The organism is Paraburkholderia sp. BGA-UO-ETr-F12 (assembly GCF_059567945.1).
In genome coordinates this window covers 1-22,313 of record NZ_JCAQOZ010000024.1, presented here as the reverse complement: position 1 = coordinate 22,313, position 22,313 = coordinate 1, and the positions used below count along the sequence as shown (strand labels likewise).

24 protein-coding genes are annotated in these 22,313 nt (G+C 59.3%); 21 read left to right on the top strand and 3 right to left on the bottom strand.

Annotated elements, in window-relative coordinates; genetic code table 11:
- Positions 1-28 precede the first annotated feature (28 nt).
- The 4 genes from AC57B6_RS09170 to AC57B6_RS09155 all read left to right on the top strand — a co-directional run bounded on the left by AC57B6_RS09170 (position 29) and on the right by AC57B6_RS09155 (position 5,870).
- Positions 29-1,981, top strand: a complete 1,953-nt coding sequence (locus AC57B6_RS09170) for a phospholipase D-like domain-containing protein (RefSeq protein WP_496421035.1) — start codon at positions 29-31, stop codon at positions 1,979-1,981.
- Positions 1,982-1,992: 11 nt separating this feature from the next.
- Positions 1,993-3,633 carry an SEL1-like repeat protein gene (locus tag AC57B6_RS09165; protein ID WP_496421034.1) on the top strand — a complete coding sequence of 547 codons (1,641 nt, stop codon included), beginning with the start codon at positions 1,993-1,995 and terminating at the stop codon, positions 3,631-3,633.
- Between the two features lie 294 nt (positions 3,634-3,927).
- Positions 3,928-4,191: a PAAR domain-containing protein gene (locus tag AC57B6_RS09160; RefSeq protein WP_496421033.1), complete on the top strand. Its 264-nt coding sequence runs from the start codon at positions 3,928-3,930 to the stop codon at positions 4,189-4,191.
- Positions 4,192-4,271: 80 nt separating this feature from the next.
- Positions 4,272-5,870: an AcrVA2 family anti-CRISPR protein gene (locus tag AC57B6_RS09155; protein ID WP_496421032.1), complete on the top strand. Its 1,599-nt coding sequence runs from the start codon at positions 4,272-4,274 to the stop codon at positions 5,868-5,870.
- 75 nt (positions 5,871-5,945) lie between these two features.
- Here AC57B6_RS09155 and AC57B6_RS09150 read toward each other — a convergent pair whose 3' ends face one another.
- From AC57B6_RS09150 to AC57B6_RS09140, 3 genes are all read right to left on the bottom strand, one after another.
- Positions 5,946-8,288 carry a hybrid sensor histidine kinase/response regulator gene (locus tag AC57B6_RS09150; RefSeq protein WP_496421031.1) on the bottom strand — a complete coding sequence of 781 codons (2,343 nt, stop codon included), beginning with the start codon at positions 8,286-8,288 and terminating at the stop codon, positions 5,946-5,948.
- Positions 8,289-8,377: 89 nt separating this feature from the next.
- On the bottom strand, positions 8,378-8,809 hold the full coding sequence (locus tag AC57B6_RS09145; RefSeq protein WP_496421030.1) for an acyl-CoA thioesterase: 432 nt from the start codon (positions 8,807-8,809) through the stop codon (positions 8,378-8,380).
- A 30-nt stretch (positions 8,810-8,839) separates the two neighbouring features.
- Positions 8,840-9,715 carry a helix-turn-helix domain-containing protein gene (locus tag AC57B6_RS09140; protein ID WP_496421029.1) on the bottom strand — a complete coding sequence of 292 codons (876 nt, stop codon included), beginning with the start codon at positions 9,713-9,715 and terminating at the stop codon, positions 8,840-8,842.
- A gap of 298 nt (positions 9,716-10,013) precedes the next feature.
- Between AC57B6_RS09140 and AC57B6_RS09135 the strand changes: the two genes are divergently transcribed.
- The 17 genes from AC57B6_RS09135 to AC57B6_RS09055 all read left to right on the top strand — a co-directional run.
- On the top strand, positions 10,014-10,724 hold the full coding sequence (locus AC57B6_RS09135; RefSeq protein ID WP_496421028.1) for a lytic transglycosylase domain-containing protein: 711 nt from the start codon (positions 10,014-10,016) through the stop codon (positions 10,722-10,724).
- 50 nt (positions 10,725-10,774) lie between these two features.
- Positions 10,775-11,140 (top strand): hypothetical protein, encoded by a 366-nt coding sequence (locus AC57B6_RS09130; RefSeq protein WP_496421027.1) that lies wholly within the window; start codon positions 10,775-10,777, stop codon positions 11,138-11,140.
- Positions 11,141-11,147: 7 nt separating this feature from the next.
- On the top strand, positions 11,148-11,585 hold the full coding sequence (locus AC57B6_RS09125; protein ID WP_115783676.1) for a VirB3 family type IV secretion system protein: 438 nt from the start codon (positions 11,148-11,150) through the stop codon (positions 11,583-11,585).
- On the top strand, positions 11,582-14,155 hold the full coding sequence (locus tag AC57B6_RS09120) for a VirB4 family type IV secretion system protein (protein ID WP_496421026.1): 2,574 nt from the start codon (positions 11,582-11,584) through the stop codon (positions 14,153-14,155). The genes AC57B6_RS09125 and AC57B6_RS09120 overlap by 4 nt, the downstream gene beginning before the upstream one ends.
- A gap of 25 nt (positions 14,156-14,180) precedes the next feature.
- Positions 14,181-14,954 carry a TrbJ/VirB5 family protein gene (locus AC57B6_RS09115; protein ID WP_496421025.1) on the top strand — a complete coding sequence of 258 codons (774 nt, stop codon included), beginning with the start codon at positions 14,181-14,183 and terminating at the stop codon, positions 14,952-14,954.
- Positions 14,944-15,186 carry a hypothetical protein gene (locus AC57B6_RS09110; protein WP_496421024.1) on the top strand — a complete coding sequence of 81 codons (243 nt, stop codon included), beginning with the start codon at positions 14,944-14,946 and terminating at the stop codon, positions 15,184-15,186. The genes AC57B6_RS09115 and AC57B6_RS09110 overlap by 11 nt, the downstream gene beginning before the upstream one ends.
- Positions 15,187-15,212: 26 nt before the next feature.
- On the top strand, positions 15,213-16,109 hold the full coding sequence (locus tag AC57B6_RS09105) for a TrbL/VirB6 family protein (protein WP_496421023.1): 897 nt from the start codon (positions 15,213-15,215) through the stop codon (positions 16,107-16,109).
- Positions 16,110-16,119: 10 nt separating this feature from the next.
- Entirely contained in the window at positions 16,120-16,248 is a 129-nt protein-coding gene (locus AC57B6_RS09100) for a hypothetical protein (RefSeq protein ID WP_496421022.1), read from the top strand.
- A gap of 59 nt (positions 16,249-16,307) precedes the next feature.
- The gene (locus tag AC57B6_RS09095; RefSeq protein ID WP_496421021.1) at positions 16,308-16,619 is read left to right on the top strand and encodes a hypothetical protein; all 312 of its coding nucleotides are present in this window, start codon (positions 16,308-16,310) and stop codon (positions 16,617-16,619) included.
- Positions 16,620-16,781: 162 nt separating this feature from the next.
- Positions 16,782-17,621: a VirB8 family type IV secretion system protein gene (locus AC57B6_RS09090; RefSeq protein ID WP_496421020.1), complete on the top strand. Its 840-nt coding sequence runs from the start codon at positions 16,782-16,784 to the stop codon at positions 17,619-17,621.
- Between the two features lie 17 nt (positions 17,622-17,638).
- Positions 17,639-18,526 (top strand): TrbG/VirB9 family P-type conjugative transfer protein, encoded by an 888-nt coding sequence (locus AC57B6_RS09085; protein WP_496421290.1) that lies wholly within the window; start codon positions 17,639-17,641, stop codon positions 18,524-18,526.
- 19 nt (positions 18,527-18,545) lie between these two features.
- Positions 18,546-19,886 carry a TrbI/VirB10 family protein gene (locus tag AC57B6_RS09080; protein ID WP_496421019.1) on the top strand — a complete coding sequence of 447 codons (1,341 nt, stop codon included), beginning with the start codon at positions 18,546-18,548 and terminating at the stop codon, positions 19,884-19,886.
- A gap of 11 nt (positions 19,887-19,897) precedes the next feature.
- Positions 19,898-20,548: a hypothetical protein gene (locus AC57B6_RS09075; RefSeq protein WP_496421018.1), complete on the top strand. Its 651-nt coding sequence runs from the start codon at positions 19,898-19,900 to the stop codon at positions 20,546-20,548.
- A gap of 54 nt (positions 20,549-20,602) precedes the next feature.
- Entirely contained in the window at positions 20,603-21,640 is a 1,038-nt protein-coding gene (gene virB11 / locus AC57B6_RS09070) for a P-type DNA transfer ATPase VirB11 (protein ID WP_496421017.1), read from the top strand.
- On the top strand, positions 21,637-21,900 hold the full coding sequence (locus AC57B6_RS09065) for a hypothetical protein (protein WP_496421016.1): 264 nt from the start codon (positions 21,637-21,639) through the stop codon (positions 21,898-21,900). The genes virB11 and AC57B6_RS09065 overlap by 4 nt, the downstream gene beginning before the upstream one ends.
- Positions 21,897-22,124 carry a DUF3717 domain-containing protein gene (locus AC57B6_RS09060; protein ID WP_496421015.1) on the top strand — a complete coding sequence of 76 codons (228 nt, stop codon included), beginning with the start codon at positions 21,897-21,899 and terminating at the stop codon, positions 22,122-22,124. Before AC57B6_RS09065 ends, AC57B6_RS09060 begins: the two co-directional genes overlap by 4 nt.
- 60 nt (positions 22,125-22,184) lie before the next feature.
- Positions 22,185-22,313 (top strand): DUF5131 family protein (locus tag AC57B6_RS09055; RefSeq protein ID WP_496421289.1); only part of this gene is annotated, 129 nt, incomplete at its 3' end.

Here is a 22,313-nt window from a genome sequence, read left to right as displayed (position 1 = left end):
TATCGCTTTCATCATTGAGGATGCAGACGTGGCAGATTTTCCACTCAAGACCCACAAGTCATCGAAAGTTGCGGTCGATGAACAAACCCGGATGGCTAAGGGTTCGCTTCAGTGGCTGCTCGAAGGCAGGGACAAGATTCCGGTCACGCGCGGCAATACCCTGAGTTTTATCGTCAATTCAGAGGACGGATTCAAGACGATCGCGAAAGACCTGAAGGAAGCGAAAGCGACCGCCGACATCGTATGTTGGGGCTTTGATCCGGGCATGGAATTGGTGCGCAGCGGTGGCACCTGGCGACGCGGCCAGACCTATGGCGAGCTGCTCGACGAGATCACACAGCGCAAGGAAAACCCAGTTATGGTACGCCTGCTCGTATGGTACGAGCCGGACCCGGTCATCTGGTCAAATGCGAACAATATGCCGGGGTTCACAGATCACTCGGACTATTACCCCAATAAATGGATGTTGTCCTCGCCCTATGACAGCAAGGAGCGCCAAGACTACTGCGTTGACTGGTGGGCTAGAAATCTGCCGAAGGGGCGCAGCAACGCGGGGGCGAATCCGAACCTGCGAGTCGTCTTGCGGAGTGTCTCCCGCAAGGATGCGATTGCACTGCTCAGCATGCAAGCGCCGACTGTGAGGGAAGAAGAGGATTCGCGTGGGCGGGTCGAAGAGGTCGGGTTCGAGACGGCAGCAACGCATCACCAGAAACCGGTCTTGATCGACTACGACTATGATCAGGGCAGTAAGGCAATCGGCTACGTCATGGGCCTCAACTCGGTCACCGATTACTGGGACGGTTCGGAGCACAAGGTGGACGATGAGCGTCGAGAATGTTGGGTGCCTTCCGCGCTGAAGGGTGAGGCTGATCACCAGAAAGACGCCGAAGGCAAAACAAACGGCTCCGCCTACAAACATTCCAAACCTTTCCAGGACTATGCGTGTCGGATTCAGGGACCTGCGCTCGCGCAGCTGAAGTACAACTTCGAGAATGGATGGGCGGCAGCGCTCGAACAGCCACTGCCGTTCGACAAGCCACCGGCACCACCTGCGAAGATACCAACCGCCGCGGGTAGTCCCGCACACCTTGTCCAGATCGTTCGCACACAGCCACATGAACTCGAAAAGTCGATCAAGGAAATCTACTTCCAGGCAAGCAGCTGCGCTCACAACTATATCTACATGGAGAACCAGTATTTCTTCTACCCCGAGTTCGCGCGACACCTGACCAAAACCCGTAAAGAGTTCTGCGACGCGTGGATCGAGAAGTCCAAGAAGCCGGTTACAGAGATGCCGAAGCTGCACCTGTTCATCGTGATTCCTCATCCGGAGCGAGATCAGATGATTCCACGTACCTATGACACCCTGACGAAACTGGGATACGCGCAGAAGGTCGATGGTATCGAGGCGATGCCGGAGCAACGGGCACTCTCCGACAAAGGCAAGCTCGATCAGACCTATCCGGACTCTCACAAGGGGGCCAACGGGGGGCAGGTTCTCGACCGCCCAAGCGTGCAAGACCTCGAGCGGACCCTGGGACTCGAGGTGACCGTAGCCCGGTTACGTACTAGCGGCCCCGATGCTGAGGGCAACATGGCCTATCGTGAGATATATATTCACTCGAAGCTGATGATCATCGATGATGTCTTCATCACGGTAGGCAGTGCCAACCTGAATCAACGGAGCATGTCGGTGGACAGCGAGATCAATATCGCCGCCACCGGATCGCTGTACGCGGCCGATCTGCGCCAGCGTGTGTTCACGTTACATTCTGGTGGCGAAAATCAAGGTAGCGGCAACCCAGACGAGTTGCCTGATAAGTTCAAGCTCTGGAAAAAGACGATGAATGACAACCTGTCCAAGATGAAAAAGAGGCAACCGATGACGGGCTTCCTGCTGCCGTTCGAAGATCACCGTTCCACTACGTCGCTTATGGGATCGATCGACGCGCCGTCGTCAAATGGAACCGCGATCGCCTGATGAATGCGACCATGCAAACTCTGATTCGCGTTTTACGCTTCGCGGTGTTGATGCTGTGCTGCATGCAGACGTCTCTAGTGCATGCAGGACTTCTCGATTCAATGCCCCACAAAGTCACTGCCGCCATGTCCGACCTGCCCCGTTACGAAAAACTGCCCGCTTTCAATCCGCACCGGACGGAGTTCAGCTGCGCCTATCAGGCGCAGCGGGTTCCCGCCTTCGATCCACAGGCTGAGATGTGGTTTCAGCAGGCACTGGCGCTCGACGACCCGAACGCGAGGAACATCGACTACGCAAAGATGTACCAGTTGTACCAGCAGGCAGCTGAACGAAATCACTGGAAAGCGATGCTCAATCTGGCCTCCCTGATCCTGCGGGATGACCCCGGTGTGCCAGATCACGATCCGGAGAAGGCTATACGTTGGGTCGAAAAAGCAATGACGCTGGACGTACCCGATGCCTATGACCGGATGGGGGTGTACCACCTGAATGGTGTAGTTAAGGGCGGCAATGCTACGACTGCCTACGCATTCTTCCAACGCGCAGCAGATATGGGTAGCCCGGCTGCGATGACCTTTCTCGGCGACAAAATGTCGGGAACTTACGACGATCCTGACGGGGAATTCTGGGGCAATTTGCCGGTTGCTACCAAAATGCTCGAATGCGCCTTAGCCCAAGGGTATGGACTGGCCGCTGACAAACTGTCGTATATCTATCGCGGCACCACACCGGATTCGAAATCGCGTGCACTTCGCATCTTGCATGAAGGCGTCAAACTGGGTTGCGCCGAATGTGCGGATAACCTGTCGACAGAATTCAACGGGTTCGGACTGACACGCGGCGAGAACCTGATCGGTCATATCGACAAGGCGCGCGCTCAACGGTATAGCAGAATTGGTGACGTTTTGAAGCTTTACGATGGACGCCTGAAACTGCCGAACCTGGACAAGATTTTACCGTTGCCGCCAGCGGCACTCCCCAAATGGGATGGGAATGTGAAGACGCTGATCGACGCCGCGAAGCCGGTCAGCCCGCCAGCGACATCGGAGAAAAACAGCTTGCAGCAGGGACGTTTGTTTGTTCCAGACGACCACGCAGTGGCGTCACTCGAGGACGACGCACTCGCAGTCAACGGCGCTCAACTGGTCCCGAAGACAGGATACTGGCTGGCACTGTACGGTTCGTCGACGCAAACGGATGAACGGTTGGCGGCACGCTCCGGACTTCCCGAACGCTACGAAGCTGGGGAGCGATTCGGATCACCCGTTCACGACTGGCTGACGGTAGATCGTGTGCAATGGTACTACCTCGGCGAAGCGTATCGCCTTCCACCGCAGCGCAGAGATTTTTTGGCGAACCTGATCGGCACGGGTTTACTGAGGGAAGTCCCCTCGTCGCCACCGACACTGCAATGCACGGGGGACCGACGTTGCCCGGAATCAGGCATATGGGAGGGGCGAGTTGCAGACGACCACCCGATGGCGGTGCTGTACAACCGGTGGGACCAACAGGCTTTTGTCGAAAAGGATCAGGCTTTTCCACCCGCCGGGGATCGTTTCATTGATGTCGCCGGAAGGGATGTGCAATGGACATATATGGGTAGTCCAAATGCGGAAACTGGCATGTCCGGTATACGCGAGATCGATCTGTAGGCAGTCTGATAGCACGCATCACTTGAGGCGCCCATGATCACCCCCATAGCAATTCTTTTGCTCCTGGTTGTCGGCCTAGCCGCTGTAATCAGGTTCTGGCACAACCCAGTAACGCGCGTGATCACCATGGTTGTAGGTGTTGTCGCAGCGATAGGTTGTGCGTGGTTGGCGTATTACGCTATCGCGTTGTCTTCGGTCAAATGTTTAGGGTCGTGTGGTTTGATGAGACGCTTGCAGGAGAATGTTGAGAACGGCGCTGCATCATGATTCGGGTATTTTTCGTGGGATGAACAGATGGCTTGTCAGGTCATTGTCGTAGGCGATACGCTGACCCCGCACGGCGGCACCGTTACGACCGGTTCGAATGCCGATATCGTGGACGGCAAACCGGTTGCCCGCATGGGCGATACGGTCGAGTGCAAGGAGCACGGTACGCAGACGATCGCGGAAGGTGACGGAAACAGCATGATCGGCGGCAGCCCGGTGGCCCTGCATGGCCACCGGGCTGCCTGTGGGTGTGCGCTCGTAAGCCGCGGTGCTACCTTGTCGATGGGGTAGGCTGTTGAACCCAGCCGACGCTGAACAAGCGCATAAGGTCCATGCAACCGGATTTACGACGCGCATCAATTGAGGCTCTTATGCAGGATGCGCTCCTGAACGGTGCGGAACAGTTCATAAATCAGGCACACGACGGGCAGGTCTTACTGGCCAGTGGCGATGGCATGGAGTTCTGCGAGGGCGCGCACGTCACGGTTCCCGATGGCTCCAGTCTGAGTACCGGACGCTTGGCCTCTATTGCAATTCTCGGCTCGATGACGCTCGCCGGGAAACCCGTCCGCTGCTCAGGCGTGGTCCCGGGCGTCACGATGCTGGTCAGCACCGGCGCACTCCAGCCACGGGATGGCGATGAATCGGAGCAGCTCATCGGCGATATCTGGGAAAAGGTTCGCCCGGGACTGGTCGACTGGTTGACCATGCGCACCTCGCCGGCCGGTATGACGATGACGCTCGGTTCTGATATCCGCCTTGAATTTGGCTGGGACGACCGGCATCGCGTGCGCGACGGCGCAATGGAGATCGATGTCGAGCACGATCCAACGTTTGCAGCCGCGTACATGAAGCGGCGCAGACAGCACCCGCTCGTCGAGCGGACGCCGGAGCCGGGGGACGGGGCACGCCAGCAGGAAGCGCAGTTGCGCGGTCTGCTCGTCACCGCGCTGGAAAAGAGCATCCAGACCCATGACGCCCTGTATGCCCGATTACCTGCTTCTGTGCGATACCGGGCGACCGGTGCGCTTACCGCGTGGCACGAGTTCCGGAGAGAGGCGGAGGCTTTCGCACCGGCCAGCCTTGCCGCGATGCTGCAATCCGATCCGCCGACAAAGCTTGTTCGGGACTTTGCGGAGATCACGCGCCGGATGTTGCCGCATGGAGTTGAGGGTGTGCCACCGGAGGATCTGGCTGTCCATGCCTCGCATAGCGTCATCTGGCAGGCATTCGACGCACGGCAGGGCGCACTGTATGAGCCTACCCCCCCCTTGCACCGGCTGCTGGAACAGGCGTACATCGCGGATGACGTGCCGGTCGGTGCACTCGAACTGCCGGCCGCGACCCTGTGCATCATTCCGGAACCGTCGCGCTGGGCGCAGCCTGGTGAGAGTGAGGCGATCGCGCTGTTCCGGGGCGCAAAACCAACCAGCCAGGGCACTTCCCAAATCATCACCTTCGTGACGTGCTCGCGCCGCGCGGATGCCCGGCGGTCCGTGGTGATCGACGCGTTGGACATGTCTCTGGACGATCCCGGCAGGACGATTCGCGAACTGCTCGACGATGCATTCGCCGAACCTCAACCAGGTGACGAGGAAATCCGGCAGCACTGGCGGCATGCGCTCGATTATGCGATCAAGATGCTGCTTTACCTGACCGCACGTGATGCACATGTCGTTCACAATCGAGCCTATACGCAGGCCCCCCGCGAATTTGGCGGCCTCGGCAAACGTAGGCGTGCCGAACTTCTTGCCCAGATCGAGCAATTGTACGACCGACACGTTGTAGGTCCGGCAATTCTCGATGCAGAGTCGACGGATCCACTGTCGGCAGACGGCGCACATCATGCGGTCCGGGGACACTGGCGTCGACCACACTTCAGGATGCAGCCGTACGGACCGAATTCTTCTTTGCGCAAGCTTGCGTTTATTGGGCCGACGATCGTGAGGCCGGATCGCCTGGGCCTGTAGACGTCAGTCTGAAATCGGCTTAGCAGAGTTTAGATTTCCTTTTGTGAAGCCACCCCAACTAAAGCGCTAACACTATCACTTCTCCTGTCTGCAGCTAAAGCTGTCAATGATCCATTTCAGGGTATCGCGCGTGACCGGTTTTTGAAGAAATGAATCAAACGGCCACGATTTTCCTTCAGCATTCGTTGCTGAAGCACTAAATGCGACGAGGCGCGAATCCTTGTTTGGACCGCCCCCTCTTCGCGTTTCAGAAGCGAGCTCAAATCCATTCTTGATTGGCATGTCCAGATCCACCAGTACAAGGTCGTACCGTCGCGCGGCAAGAAGGTTAGCTGCAACTGCGGCCGACCGCGCTTTCGCGCACGTGTGACCCAATCCGAGTACAACACTTTCAAGGGAGTCGAGGACATCCTCGCGGTCATCAACAATCAGGACATGACGTCTACCAGCAGCATGCGGTGAATCCTGCGCATCGGCATCTGCGGCGGGAATCAAGACCCGGAAGCTAGTGCCAACGCCTTCCTCGCTTTCAACCATAATCTCACCGCCGAGATGGTCCACGATCATCCGAACAATTGCCAGGCCGATACCGGAACTCTCACGGCTTCTATCCAAGGTGGCAAAACGGTTATATGGTTTGAATAATCGAGGAAGAAATGCTTCCGGGATTCCCTGGCCAGTATCCTGGACTTCGAAGCATACAGTTCCTGCTTTAGCATCATAGGGATGAAGCGTCACCGATATCTGGCCATGTGCCGTGTACTTGATTGCGTTTCCCACAAGGTTGCTTAGAACCTGGGAAATGCGTGTGGGGTCTGCGACAAGGTAAACTGGCTCTGAAGGCAGGGTAAGCTTCACGCCCAGTCGCTTTTGTGACGCCTCCTCGCTATGAAGGTCGATCACATCGCTGACCAACTCTTTTGCCTCGAAGGGCTCCGGGAATATCTCGAGCTTTCCGGCCTCGCCTTGAGCGAACGTGAGCAAGTCTCTTAGCTGGATAGACAACGCATTCGACGCTCTTCGGATCCTGCGTACAAATTCATTCTGGTTGTCCGATGGCCGCAATTCCAGCATGTCGAGCGCAGACAGGATCACCTGGAGAGGACTCTTTAATTCGTGGCTGATCATGCCCAGGAAGGTACTCTTTTCGCGCGCGAGATTCTGCGCTATGTCAATCGCCTTTCGCTCCGCCTGCAGCGCGATCTCCCTTTGCTTGACGGCCGCGGCATCAGCAACCTTTATGCGATAACCAAGTGCGAGCGAAAAGAAAAAGGCTTCCCATACCGCACCGGCCTGAACGACATAATCATTCACCACATCGATTGACAGAACGCCAAGTAGTTTCAGGCTGTACGTAACGATGGCTAAAGCGAAAACCGCCCAACCCAGGCAGAACTGTTTCGCCGGCGCAAAGCCCTGGCGCCATCGCTGGATTCCAGCATATAAAACTGCAGGGATGACGGCCAGGATAAAGAACACAGAAGTCCGATACGCCAACCCTACGGGAAAGAAACATGCGGAGACTGCCCCTGCCATGAGCGGCCACTTGATATGCTTCAAGTACGCGTCAACCTTTGAAAGGGATGGCTCAAGGTTAAGAAAGTAGCGCGCGAAAAGTGTGATTCCATGCAGGGTGCCATAGACACACAGCACAAAAACCGCTTCCATTGCCGGGGGAATATGAAAGACGAGGGAGCTGAATCCATTCAGATTGACAAAGATCGCGATGAAGCAACTCAGATAGTAGCAGTAGAAAAGGTAGGCGTTATTGCGGGTGTATAAATAGAGAACGCCGTTATAGATAAGCATGATCAGCAGCGCGCCAAAGAACAGGCCAATCCATCCCTGATCGCTCTGTATGTGATTGATTAGCGCGACTTCGTTGCCCAGCAGAAGATTAACGTGTAACAGATGGCCGCGCGGGTCGAACCGCACATAGTATGTAGCGGTCCTGCTGTCAGGTGTGGGTGTCCTGAAGATGTAATCTCTTGATCTGTATTGGCGACCATGGAGATATTCGTTTTCATCGATCGTCGTCGATGAGAAACCGATGCCATTTGCGTCTGGAAAGAACACTGTGATTGCGCCGATATTCTCGTAGTCCTTCAGGAAAAACAGCTCAGTGTTCCTGTAATCGGAAAGATTAACGCGCAATCGAACCCAGTAGATCTTCCGGGTATACCCCGCGTACGGCATGTTCTTCACCGGATGCCATTCGTCGGAACGGCTTCCTGCAATGGCATTGACGTTCAATTTTCCAGCGGGATCGACAAGATAATCCATACACTCCTGTGCAGAAAGCATTGTGTCGTCGCTGGGCTTGCAAGAGGGTTGCGGCTGAACGGCGACGGCGGTCGACCCGATTGCAAGCACGAGGATAAATAGCACACATCGCAGGGCCGTAGCTGCTGCAAGCATTGGAGCTCCGTTCGGACAGGCGGGAATCACTCCCGCCCACGTTTTGAAGAATGTGGTTGCTTCGCCGTGACGCTGCGATTCAAGCGTCCCTAAACCTTCAGGTCGGGGGCCTGTACATCAAGGATTCGTTCGATCTCAGCTGGAAGCCGCGGGCGCCCATTTTCTGCGACCGCCGTGCCGGTCACCTTGGCCTCGGCAATCAACTTCTGGTCGGATTTCCGCCTGATCGTCTGTATGAATAGAACCCTGAGCCTTGATACCCTTTCCATAGTGGTGGAGACGGTGAATTCGTCGCCGCTTATAAGCGAAAACCTGAAGTCTATTTCGAGGCGTGTCACGATCAGACCGATACCCTGCTTTGCATACTCTGCGAAATCTATTCCGATAGACTTGATGTACTTGTGCCTTGCATGCTCAAGGTAATTGGCATAAACCGCATTGTTCACGCCTCCGGCGAGATCACATTCGTAATCCCGGACTTCCATTTCGACGGTGAATACTGAACGATCCGATTGCGACAAGAGTGGCTCCTTTTGAAGTAGTGAGATGGCTTACTGTTGGCCCGGAAGGGAGCGAAGGGCCTCCGAAAGCTTGGCAACGATAATCGGGGATTGCGCTGGTTTCTCGAACAGGATGGCATGGCATTCCGCAAGCGCTGACGCCAGTTCGGCGACGCCGGCCCCGCCTGACCTTGCCTGCCCCGTCAGGATGAGGATTGGACAGGAGGCGTCGCGTGCACGTATCTTTGCGAGCAGAGGTCTCGCGGTCTTTCCTGCGATAAGCCAATCGACAACGTACGCGTCGAAGGGCTGTTCTTCCATCGCCCCCTCGAGGGCGCGAAAGTCCAGATAAGCCTCGCTCTCGAATCCCATTGCCCGCAGGTAGTCGGAGAGGGAATTAGCTACATCGGGATTGTCGTCAACGACTGCAATCCGGCGCGGCTTTTTCTCGGGCAACAGTTCCAGAATCAACTTCCTTATTGAGAAAACTGCTTCTGACATGGAACTGGCTGACGGTTTGACAAACCAGCCAGTCTTCCCGCGTATTGCGACAAGAGAAGGTTTTGAGTGAGGGGGAAGGGCGGGCCCAAGCCATATCCGGCATTGTTCCTGCACCCCGCCGACTATGAACGTGGCCGGCAGCGCCTCGTCGATGTCTACCGACGTGACAAGATCGCCTAGCGATTCGTCGTAGTGAGCGGCAACGATGGAAACTTCTTCGATCGTCCAGGGCAGGAGCCCTGAAACGCGTCGATGAGCTGCGTGATACGAAAGACCGAGAACCTTCTCTACGATCTTCGACCTCTCTCGTTCCGGGACGCCGTGACGTTCAAATAGCGCGCGAACAAGTTGCGCGCCGAGAGATTTACCCGCTTGAGTGGTCTCGACGCGCCCACTGTCTGGCGCATCTTTGTATTCATCTCGCATGAAATTGCGTACCGAGCAAATATATCGGTTGAAAGTGAAATATACGTATGGCAAAGTTCGTGTAGAGCAACTTTTGTGTGGTTGGATTGCTCTCGGAGCTATTGTATCCGTCGAGCACCTGGCTCGCAGCGCTTTCGACGACCACAATTACGCCCAGCGCGATAACGGAGCCAAGTTCTATGCCGCATCTGCCTCCGGACGTCGACGTAAGTCAGGCCTAGGCCTGCGGCTGGCGGTAACGTCCTCTGGACTCTAGCGGCGCCAAAGCCATGTTCGAGGCGTTTCAAACTGGAGGTACATGGTGCACATCGAAATGCCGAGTACTGCACCGGTCGCCGCGATCACGGCATCGCAGAATTTCGGAACCCTTGCGAAGCAATGCGCGCCGAACGTCCACCCCACGACACTTCGGGCGGTCGTGAGGACTGAGTCCGGCTTCAATCCGTACGCGATCGGCGTTGTCGGTGGCCACCTTGTTCGTCAGCCGCGTGACCGTGCTGAAGCAGTGGTGACGGCGAAAGCGCTCGAGGCGCAAGGCATCAATTTCAGCATGGGGCTTGGACAGGTCAACAAGACCAATCTCGCCCGCTACCGTCTGACCTATGAAACAGCCTTCGACCCGTGCGAAAACCTGCGCGCGGGCAGTGCCATCCTGCACGACTGCTATCAACGGGCGGCCGCTGCACTGGGGCAGGGCGCACTGGCGTTGCGAGCCGCGATCAGCTGTTACTACAGCGGTAATTTCACGCGCGGGGAGACAGTCGAAGGTGGCGGCACCAGTTACGTACAGCGCGTGGTGGCCAACGCCCAGACGGCGGCAGGTCCAACCAGTGTCGTTCCTGCGATTCCTGTTGTGATGGACAGTCCCTCGCGCAGGCCACCGGGCGCCGCGGCGCCCGATGCCAAAACATCATCCGCGCGGCGCGGCAGCCCCAGACAACCACCGGACGCACCGCATCCGTCATGGGACGCATTCGGCGATTCCGCCTGCAACGACGATTGCAACTGATCTGAGCCGCGACGGCGCGGGCTGATCTCGACTACGAAAGGAGAAGACACATGTATCGCAACAGGAAGCTCTCGACCATGCCATTAGTACAACTGAAAGGTTACTCATTTCGCATATTGACACGGCGGATCGAAACCTGTCTGTTCCAGGCGGTAACGTTGGGTATTGCTATCGGTCCGGAACTCGCATTCGCGGGTGGCGGGCTCGATTCGGCAACGCAGGGCGCGATCACCTTCAAGATCTGGCTCTATTCGTTCCTCGGCGTCGTCGCGGCCTGCGTGCTGATGTGGAAAGGGGCGGAGTGCTGGGCCGATCGCGCGCACTGGAGCGAGTTTGTGACGCTGTCCGGCAAGGTGGCGGCGGTGGGCTCGGTGGTCGGCGTCCTCGCACCATATCTGTGGAACATGTTCAGCTGAGCACGCCATGTCGGACGAAAAAACCCGCTACCCCGGATTCAACGGCCTTGGCCGCACGGCTGCCATCTGGGGCGTTCCCTACATGGCGATGCTGGTTGTCGTCGTCGCGTCGATGTTTGTCGGCGTGCTGATTTCCTTCTTCGTCGGACCCGGCGGTCTGCTGTTTGTCTTCCTGGGCTTTCCGGTGCTGCTGTATTTCAAGCACATCTGCGAAACCGACGACCAGGGCCTGCGGATCATGTGGCTGGAATTGCGCTGCCGCTTCTACTTCTGGCAACTGCGGGTCCGCGCGCGGCTAAATGCCGGGCGAGCCGCCCCGCGCTTCGGCAACACCGCTACGCTCGCGCCCCTGCGATACGGACGGCAACGCCGCGTCTACCGCGATTTTTTCAAACCGTTGTCCAAGGGTGAGCGCCGACTGCGTGAGCTCGATCCGGAGGCATGATGCAGAGCAGACCCGCCGTCACCAGCGACATCCTCGGCGCGATCGGCGCCCTGGAAGACTGGATTCCGAAGTACGGGCATCCGGTCACGAAACACGTACAGCACCTTGAGGGCAACCGGTTCATGGTGACGCTGGCCATGCGCGGCGTGCCGTTCGAGGTGCACGAGAACGTCGTGATGGAGCGCATGTTCGATCGCGATACGGAAGCGTACAGCAAGCTGGGTCGCGACCTGGGTGGCCGCCTTGGCTATCACGCAACGTTCATGCGCCAGCGCGTGAGTTTTGACCGCGTGTACCGGTTCAAACAACGCTTCATGCAGTGGTTCGTGAGGGAGTACATCGAACGACGTTTCGGAGCCGAAAAGTTCTTCGAGAACCGCTACTACCTGTCGCTGATCCTGAAATACGAGGACTTCGATGACGGGCTGAAGGAAATAGGCTCCCTTGCAAAACAGGCGCTGCTGCAGTTCGCCGAGTATGAAGCCGAGTTGCTTGAAGTGTACGAGCGCAAGCACCTGAACGGCACGAAGATGCTGTTCTCGCCCTTGTACGGGTTCGTCAGTTATCTCGTCAATGGGAAGACCGGCGATCTGCCGGTCGCAGCGGAACCCGGCACCGATGTCATCCCGTCGAGCCACCTGCATTTTGGTTACAACACGCTCGAGATAGCAGGAAGCGATGTGCCGGCGTACCGACGCGTTGCCACCTGCCTCGACCTTCGCAGTTGCCCCGAGAAGCCGGGCTGGGGACAGCTCGACCCGTTGATCACGTTGAACATGGAATTCACGATTACGCATACGTTCAACTGCATGACAGGCTTCGAGTCAAACCGGACCATCGATTCGGCCATCAACAAGCTGGAGTCGGCCGGTGACAAGGCGAAGCATCAGGTCAAGGAATTGCGCGACGCACAGGGTTACGTGAACACGGGTGAACTGTCGTTCGGCGAATATCACGGCGCCGCGGTTATCTACGGCGAAACAGCGAAAGAAGCGCTGGAGAACGCCGACAGGTTTGCGTCCCGTTCGCGCAACGAGTGTGGGGTTGAATGGTCGCCCGCGACGGGGTCTGCCCCGTTCACGTACTTCTCGCAGGTCCCGGGCGCGCGAGTCAAACCGCGACCGAAAGTGCAGTCCTCGCGCAATTTTGCGGCGATGTACACCTGCCATGACTACTCGTCAGGCAAGGCGGAAGGTAACCCGATCGGTGACGGGTCGGCCGTCATCCCGTTTCGCTCGGATTCGGGCGTGTACAACTACAGTTCGCACGCGAGCCGGCTGGGGGACATCAATGTCTCGGAGAAGGTGGCCGGGCATTTTGAAGGGAAAGGTACGACGGGCAGCGGCAAGTCTACGGTCATCGTAGCGGTGACCGGCATGCTGTCCCGCTTCGATCCGATGCTGTACGTGCTGGACAAGGGCCGGGGCTGGGAAGTGTTCATCCGGGCGATGGGCGGCGCCTATGTCTATCTGGAGAAAGGCAAGCCGACCGGATGGGCGCCGTTCGAGCTCGCCGACACGCCAGACAATCGCGAATTCCTGTACGGGCTCGTCGAACTGTGCGGCCGGAAGAACGGTGTCGACCATCAGGGTAAGCCAATCAGGATCGACCTGACGGCCGGCGAGAAGATTCAATGCCGCAACGCCGTCGATGCGGTAATGGGCGTTGATGACGTACGGCTGCGCCGCTTCAGCCTGCTGCTGGACAGCATTCCGGACGAGGGCGACGACAGCCTGCGCGCACGTCTGTCGCTCTGGTGCAAGTCGGAGGATGGCCGGTTCTGGTGGGTGTTCGATAACCCGCCTAATCTCTCATTGAACATGAGCGAGCAACGTTGGATCGGTTTCGATGTTGAGGCATTTCTTGTCGAGAACTACGAGCCGTCGGAGCCTGCATTTGCATACCTGTTCCATCTCAAGAAACTGATGCGTCGCGAGGGCACCCTGATGCAGACGGTGATCGAGGAGTACTGGCTGCCGCTGCGCTTCCGCACGATCCGCGAGCAGATCGAAGAAACCCTCGCCAGCGGGCGTAAGGAAGGCGAATTCATGGGACTCATCACGCAACAGCCGGAGCAGGCGCAGCGTGCAGCGGACCTGTTTCCCGCGCTGCGCAGTCTGGTCGCGACGAAGCTCTGGCTGGCTGACCCGGCGGCTGAAGAAGAAGCGTATCTGCGCGACGGCATGACTCGCAAGGAATTCAGGGAGTTCAAAAAGCTCACGCCACAGTCGCGCCGCTTCCTCATCAAGCAGGGCAACCAGTCGGCGTTCGCCAGTTTTGACCTGACCGGGCTCGAGGACGCGATTGCGGTGTTCTCAGGTGACCGCGAGAACGTGCTGATTTGCGACGCGGTGCGTGCCGAGTTGGGCGACGATCCGGACGTCTGGTTGCCCGTCTATCTTGAGCGCGTGTTCGAACGCAAGCTGCGCACACAGCTCGCGGCGAAGCACGGCACCGATGAGCGGCTGTGGATCGGGGAGCTGCAGCGCGGCCTCGAACGCAAGCGTGCCGAGCTTGCGCAGATTTATCCACCGGTTAATCAGCCGGTTGACGACGAAGTTTTTGCCTGATGTGCTGCAACCCAAGGAGGGAAGGATGAACAGCACCGATGTCTATCCGGCCGTGCGCCGGCCGGTTGACCCAGCAATCGGGAACCTTCGCGAGGCGCTGCGGGCGCGGTCAACGCGCGCCGGCATGGGCGCCTTTGCCTATCTGCCGGGAATTACGCTTTGGCCGCGACGCAGTCTGGTCGCGTTGTTGTGGGCCTGTGCGTTCTCGCAGGCCCACGCGCAGGGTGTGCCGACCATCTCACCGGCGGAGCTCGCGCAACAGATGGTGCAGGTCCAGCAGCTGTTCCAGCAGATACAGAATCAGGAAGACCAGTACCGTGCGCTCACTGGCAACAGCAGCTTCGGCAACATCATGAACGATGCGTCGCTGCGTAACTACCTTCCGGAACAGTGGCAAAACATTTACGACCAGGCGAAGAACGGCAGCCTCTCCGGCATCAGCTCAACGATGCGCTCGATCGAGCAGCAGGAAGGCATGACCGGCGCAAGCACGCCCGGTCAGCAGCGCTATTACGACACACTGGCGGCCAACAAGGCGATGAACGAACAGGCGTACAGCGCGACCATGGCGCGCCTGAACAACATCCAGGCGCTGATGCAGCAGTCCAACATGACGCAGGATCCTGCACAGAAGGCGGATCTGCAGAACCGCATGGTGGCGGAAGATGCGTTGGTCACGAACGACCAGACGCGCCTGCAACTCTCTGCTCAACTGCAGCAGGCGGAACTGAAGCTCGCTGAAGAGCAGCGCGAGCGCGAATTCAACAACGCTCTCATGGGAACGCAAGATGGCCAATAAAACACTCCTCGGTTCAATCGTCGCCCTGCTGGTCGTGATCGCCGGCTACCTCGGTTACCTTGCATGGGACCGTCATCAACACAACCTTCAGGAGGAACAGCAGCACCGTAAGGAGGCCGACTTCAACCGGTACATGTTCGGTCCGTCTTCGTCGGACGCTGAAGAGCAGCGCAGAGAGCAGGCTGACGCTGCAGCGGAAAGCTCGGCGGCCAGCGCCGCGGGTCTGAAGTAGTCGTTTGATAACGCTTGGAGCACGCGATGGCACCGACACATTTTTTTTCCTCCATGTCCAGCTTCTTCGATAAGACAGTGACGAACACCATCAATACGGGATCGGAGCACATGATTTCGACGATCACGCCGTTGATGACGGTCTGCTTCAGCATCTATGTCCTGCTGGTCATGTGGGGCTACTGGGAAGGTCGCATCGATGTGCCCATCAACGATTTTCTGATGAAAGTGGCCGCGTGGGCTTTTGTGCTCACGTGCGGGATGAACATCCAGTACTACAGTGAATATGTCGTGCCGTTCTTCCAGGGACTGGGGGACCAGCTGTCGGCTGCGGTGACAGGGGGAGGCAACGTCGTCAACGGGCTGGACAATCTGCTGGACGCCTATCTGAACATGGCACAGACAATCTGGAACAAGGCGAGTGGCTTCCAGACGATCGAGGCGTTGCTGGTCATCTTTCTGATGTTCCTCTACTCGGCTCCGTTCATGGCGATTGCTATTGCATATCTGACGCTGGCCAAGTTTGCGCTTGGCGTGTTGCTCGCACTGGGACCGCTGTTCATCAGCACGGCGCTGTTCCCGGTTGTCAGGCAGTTTTTCTGGAACTGGGCCGGGCAGGCGCTGAACTACTCGTTTCTTGTTGTGCTGTTTGGCGCCTCGATGGGTCTGGAGACGAACTACGCGATCGACTTCATTTCCACATCCGCGAAGGGTCTGTCGTTCGTTCCACAGACCTTCGAACTCGGAATCATGGGCGTGAGCTTCTGGATTATCGCGCTGAATCTCCCGTCGATTGCTTCGGCACTTGCCGGTGGGGTCGGCATTTCGACGATGACCGGAAAGCTTGGCACGGTAGCAAGAGCAATGGCCTCAGCCGGATCGGGTTTCGGCAGGGGTGGTTCAGGCGGAAAGATCAGCGCTTGAGGAGCCGGAGATGAAAGCACTCTATGTAAAGCTGAAAAACTGGTGGCTGCTGGCAATTGCTACCTGCCTGGCACTGCTATTCCTTTACGGCGCCCTCAACAGTCTTTGGCATAACTGGAGCTCGATTCTGTCTCGATGACACAGGAGTGGCATCGGATTATCGAAGATCAATAGTCAACGTTTCAAAAGGAAGATGAGATGCAGAAAACAGAGAGCAGCCACTCCCTCAGGACGGTCACTGCACGATCCGTCGTTGCGCGCATCGCGACAGGCATGGCCGTAGATATCTTCCTGATCGCGTTTTTCTGCGAAGTCGCCTGGGTATTTCTCACGCCGTTTCGCAGCCAGATCCAGCACATGCTGACGCAGTTTGATCTGGCGTATGTTGAAGTCACGATTTTATGCCTCGTCCTGTGTGTCGTTGCGATACAGCTGTGTCATGTGCGGCTGGTTTTGATGCACATGGCCTGGCGTTTCGTGCAAGCGCGCCGTGACCGTACCGGCAATTGAAGGGGGCGCCATGAAAACAAGCCTTGCAATCCTGCTGGCTACTGTCGTCCTTCAGGCCTGCAGTTCCCCGCCGAAACCACCCGAGCCGACTGGCCAGTGGGTGCCTGTCAATCAACCGTTGGCCCAGCAATCGGGCCATACGGAACCGAAGTGAGGAACAGGATGGCATCGACTATCAGGCAATGGTTCGCGTCGGGAACGAACGCGCGCAAACGTAAGGAAAGCCCGGGCGGGTCGACCACGCGCGCAGACGCGCCGGTGAGCGGTGTTGAGTCGGGTGAGCGCGACGCGGTCAGCTGGTACCTGAAACAGGCACAGGCCTTCGAGAAGTCGAAGGTCGAAGCAGCGGAAGAGAAGGCCCGTATCGCGGACCGGCGCTCGGTGCTCTCGGGCGTTGTCGCTCTCGCCGCTGTTTCTGGCATGGGGGCTTTAGGACTCCTAAAGCGGCCGAACCCGCCCGCTGTGCTGCGAGTGGACTCGTCGACCGGTAAGGTCGACGTGCTGCCGACAACGGCTAACGGACACGTTACGTTTTCGGAGAAGACCGATCGCGCGGATCTGCACCGTTACGTCGAACTGCGCGAGAGCTACGACTGGGAGACGATTTCGGACACGCACGCCGCGGTGATGTTCATGAGCGACGACCACGAGAAGGAAGCCTATGACGGGCTGGTGCGCGGCCCGGTGGGCCCGCTCAAGCTTCTGAAGGATCAGGCGCGGGTCATCGCACACGTCGGCTCGATCACGTTCGCGCCCGCCGCACAGGTGTTCTTCTCGCGTCAGCTGGTCCCGCTGAATCCCGCAGCGAAACGCCCGGATCCGACGTACTGGATTGCGACGGTCGCATTCGAGCGTGTGAACGTTCCGGAAAAGCAGGATCAGCAGGATCTCAACGCGGACGGTTTCCGCTGCACGAGCTACGAGGTCACGCGAGACTGGACCCGGGCACCCGCCGATGCTGCGCCGGCGTCGGGCTCTGCGGCAGCCGGAGGTGGAGCATGAAAGGACGAACGATCCGGATGTCAGCAGGCGCAGCGGCGGTCGCACTAAGCTTCGCGTTGGCGCCGATCCACGCGCGAGCGCTCGAAACGCCGCGCAGCTGCGGTTCAGACCCGCACATCCAGTGCGCGACCTACGATCCGGACCAGGCCTATCGTGTGGCGACCATGCCGGGGCGTGCGGTGATGATCCAGTTCGAGCCAGGCGAACACATCATCAACAGCGGCGAGGGCATCGGAGACGGCAAGGCCTGGCACGTGGCCATCAACGACAGTGGCGCGATGCTCAAACCGGGTGCGCCGCAGCCGGAAACCAATCTTCTGCTGGTCACCAACCGGCGCACCTATCCGCTCTCGCTTGTTGACGTGTCGGCCGCACAGCCGGCGACATGGATACTGCGTTTCGACTATCCGGACACGCGTGCCAAAGCGGCGAGCGCGCAGCTGCGCCGTCAGCAGGCGGTAAGCGCTGCGCTGGGCAGTCAACAGGGCAATGGGCCGGCTATTCCCGCATCGATCGTGAGCGTGGGCGCTGCGAAATCCACGCCTGTGGCGTCGGTTCCCGCGGCCAATATCCAGTACATGATGCGCGGCGATCGTGCACTCGCACCGACCGCCCTGTGGGACGACGGCCGATTCACGTACTTCAAGTACGCAACCGCGCGTGACCTGCCGACGATCTTCACGAAGCTTCCCGACGGTGGCGAGGCGACGGCGAACTTCCACATGGAGGGCGATACGGTCGTCGTGCACGAAGTGTCGAAGTCGTTTGTCATCCGCTACGGCCAGTCGGTGCTGGGTATCCGCAACGACGGTTATTCGCCTGATGGTCATTACAACCGTGCGGGCTCGTCGGTACCGGGCAGCGCGCGCATCGCGCGTGACCATACCGATGCATCGACGAACTGATCAAGGGAGCGAACAGGGTATGACCGAACGAAACGAAATGGAACATGCGGCATCGACCGACGTCGGCCCGCAGCCTTCGCTCGACCTGCCGGGCCGTCGGAAAACGCGCGTGGGCAAGCTGCGTCTGGTGCTGGTCGCGCTCGCCGTTATTGCGCTGGGTGCATCGGGCGTCACGATCTATCTGCAGCGCCTGTTCCAGCAGCATCAGGACGCGAAACAGGCGGCGCTGACAAAACCGAAAGACAGCGGCGCGAGTGACGCCGGTGCGGATCTGGAGACGCAGAAGGAACGTATCAAACGCGCGGAAGACCAGGCCCGTGCAGCGTCGGAGGCTGCGGTCGCCGCTGCCGCGAATTCTCACCTCGCAACGCCGGCCGGCGCGGCATCGCAGACGAACGGACAGGCGGTGACCGTGAGCAACCAGCCGCGGCCGCTCACGCCGGCCGAGCGCCGCCTGCAGGGCAGCGTACTCGTCGCGAGCGGCAACAACGATTCCGGCCAGAGCAAAGATGGTCCCGTGGCATCGAATGAAGCCGCTGGCGACAGCGACAGTGGCAGCACTGGAGCCGTCGGCCACGATGCCGATGGTCTGGCAGGTTTGGCGAAGTCGATGGGCATGTCAGCGCTGCGCGGCGGAAGTGCAGGCGGTGCGCCCAGATCAACCAGCAAGGCGGACGCGGGCGACGGCAAGGGCTCCGCGATCGACCAGTCGTTGCAGCCATCGAAGCTGCAGCCGATGCAGGCCTCGTTCCGGCCGAACCGGCATTACCTGCTTAGTCGCAACACCATGATCCGCTGTGGTCAATCGACGGCGATCCGTACCGACCGGCCGGGCCTGATCGGGTGCCCGATCGCGCAGGACGTGTGGTCCGACGATGGCACGACGCTGCTCGTTCGCAAGGGTGCGATGGCGAAGGGCGAGCAGCGCGATGCGGTGATCCAGGGGCAGGGCGTGATCGGCGCGATCTGGGACGAGATCGACGACGGCGACGTACACATTCCACTGAACTCGCCGGCTACCGATCCGTTGGGTGCCGCGGGCATTCCAGCCTATGTTGATGAGCACTTCTGGCTGCGGTTCAAGGGCGCGCTAATGGTCAGCCTGATTGGCGACTTCGGCCAGGCGCTGGCCAACAAGGCGAGCGGCAGCGGCAACCAGATCACATTCTCGAACAGTTCGAACGCCACGCAGGATGTGGCCGCGGAGACGCTGCGTAACACCATCAACATCCCGCCGACGGCTTATTCAAACCAGGGCTCTGTGATCAATATCTTTGTGGCACGTGACATTGACCTGACTGGCGTGTACGAGAACGTCGACGCGCAGGGCAACCCTGTTGGCCAGAACGGGCAGCAATGAGGAACCGACACATGGACCTGAAGATCACCTATCCGGACGATTTCCCGCTGCATGGCCTCGATCGCGACATGTTCGAGACCAAACTACGGAACGCACTGCGTTTCTGTTTCTACGGCACGACGGTTCGGCAGCTGGCCGAACGGGTCGATGCACGCCGTGCGCTTGCGGTTCCCGATGTCTTGCCACTGCGTCAGATCGCCGACGAGCACACATTTGAGGATTGCATGGCGCTCGACGGGTGCCGGATCGACGATATGTCAGCGCCGCTGCGGCGCAGCCTGCTGCGCAATGTCGGGGCGCGTATCGGGCTGACGCTTTCGGAATGGGGCGATAACGCTTTGCCATCGCTCGATGAACCGGTCAATCACGCAATGGACGTGCACGCAACTAACCGTCAAACCGTCGAAACCCCGGCAATCCGCGATCACCATGTGCCGCGCATCTCGCGCATCTGGCTTGTAACGGGACTATGCGCGGCTGCGGCAATCGGCGGTGCGGGCTGGAAATTGACCCGGCCGGCCGTACCCCTGAGTGCAACCGTGGTTTCCACGTCGCCGGCGCAAACGCTCCGCGAGCTTGCCAGCAGCGTGCTGGACGATCGACGCCCGTATCGCGTGTCAGTGCAGATCGAGCGGCAGGATACGGGCACCACGCCTCGCTGAACCTGCGCGGCACTTTGATTAACGGATGTGACCCTAAACCAGAAAGGAGTGCGAATGAGCGCAGTCGTAATCGATGTGATCGAGAAGGGCACGATCGCCCGCAGCTTCCTCAAGCAGATGGGCATCTCGAACTTCTTCGACGGTAGCCTCACCGAGGTCGCGATCAACCGTCCCGGTGAGATCTGGACGCAGGGGAGTTCCGGATGGCGGCGGCACGATGCACCGGCCTGCTCGCTGGACGCGTGCTTCAAGCTCGCGAACGCGCTGACGGTGATGAAGGGCGGCAAGTTCTCCACAAAGGAACCGATTCATCCGGTGGTCCTGCCCGAGGGCCAGCGCGGACACGTGCTGATGCAGCCGGCCTGCGAGCAGGACACGATCTCCATCACGATCCGCATCCCGTCAGACGTGCGCTTCTCGGTTGCCGAGTACGAGCGCAACGGCTGGTTCGAGGGCTATCGGGACGTGTCGCCGCGCCGCGACATGTCGGTATCGCTTGACCTGCAGCCGTTCGAGACCGAGATGCTGGAAGCGAAAGGTCAGCGCAACGTCACGCGCATGCTCGAACTCGCTGTCGCCAACCGGCTGAACATTGTGCTGGCCGGCGGCACCGGCTCCGGCAAGACCACGCTGAACAAGGCGCTCTCGGACCTCGTGCCGTCCGATGAACGGATCGGGACGATTGAGGACACGCCGGAACTGTCGCTGCCGAACCATCCGAACCGCGTACACATGTTCTTCAGCGACACGCTGCCGGCGAAGGAACTGGTGCGTTCCACGCTGCGCATGAAGTTCGACCGCGTGTTCCTCGCCGAGCTGCGCGGCGACGAGACGTGGGACTACATGACGCTGCTGAACACCGGCACGCCCGGCGGTATCACGACAGTGCATTGCAACGATGCGCGTTCGGCACCGTCGCGCATCGCGACGCTGGTCAAGCAGAGCGCGGTCGGCCAGACGCTCGACTGGCAATTCATCATGGAACAGGTACGCGTAACGGTTGATCTCGTCCTTTTCATGCGCAACAAGCGGCTCACCGAGATCTGGTACGACCCGATTGGCAAGGCGCAGCTGCTGGGCTGTGTCTCATGAGCGCCGATGCCGCGGCGCAGATGATCGAACAGATCGCGATCAGCCTGTGCGGTGCGCTCGCCGTGTTTCTGTCGCAGGACCGGCGTGCGCACTGGCGGCGCTGGGCCTGCATCTTCGGGCTGGCCGCGCAGCCTTTCTGGTTCGACATGGCGTGGCGAGCGCATCAGTACGGCGTGCTCGCGCTGTGCTTTGTCTACGCGGCGTCGTGGGCGCGCGGTTTCACGGCGCACTGGCTCGTACGCAGGGAGAACGGCTTATGAATTTCGCGATCAGCGATATCGAGGCGGCGATCGAGGGGTGGCGCATGCGTTCGTCGTCGGATGAAGCATTCGCTGGGAGCGCAGAGGCCCGCGCGCTGGCCCGGCTCTACGGCGCCGTGATCGCACACGGCTGCGAGGGCGTCACCGACGCCGGGCTGGACGACGCGCAGCGCGATGCACTGCGGATCCTTTCCATCCATGCAGCCGGAAGGCGCACGCAATGAAGGCAGATCTCCCGATTCCCGATGCACCGGCAGCTTGCATTGCACGAAATGGAGTGAGTGATGGGTAGAACCACGATCGAATGGACTGACGAAACCTGGAATCCGCTGCGTGGGTGCAGCCGCGAGTCGCCGGGCTGCATGCACTGCTACGCGGAGCAGGTCGCGCGTCGGTTCAGTGGCACGGGCCAG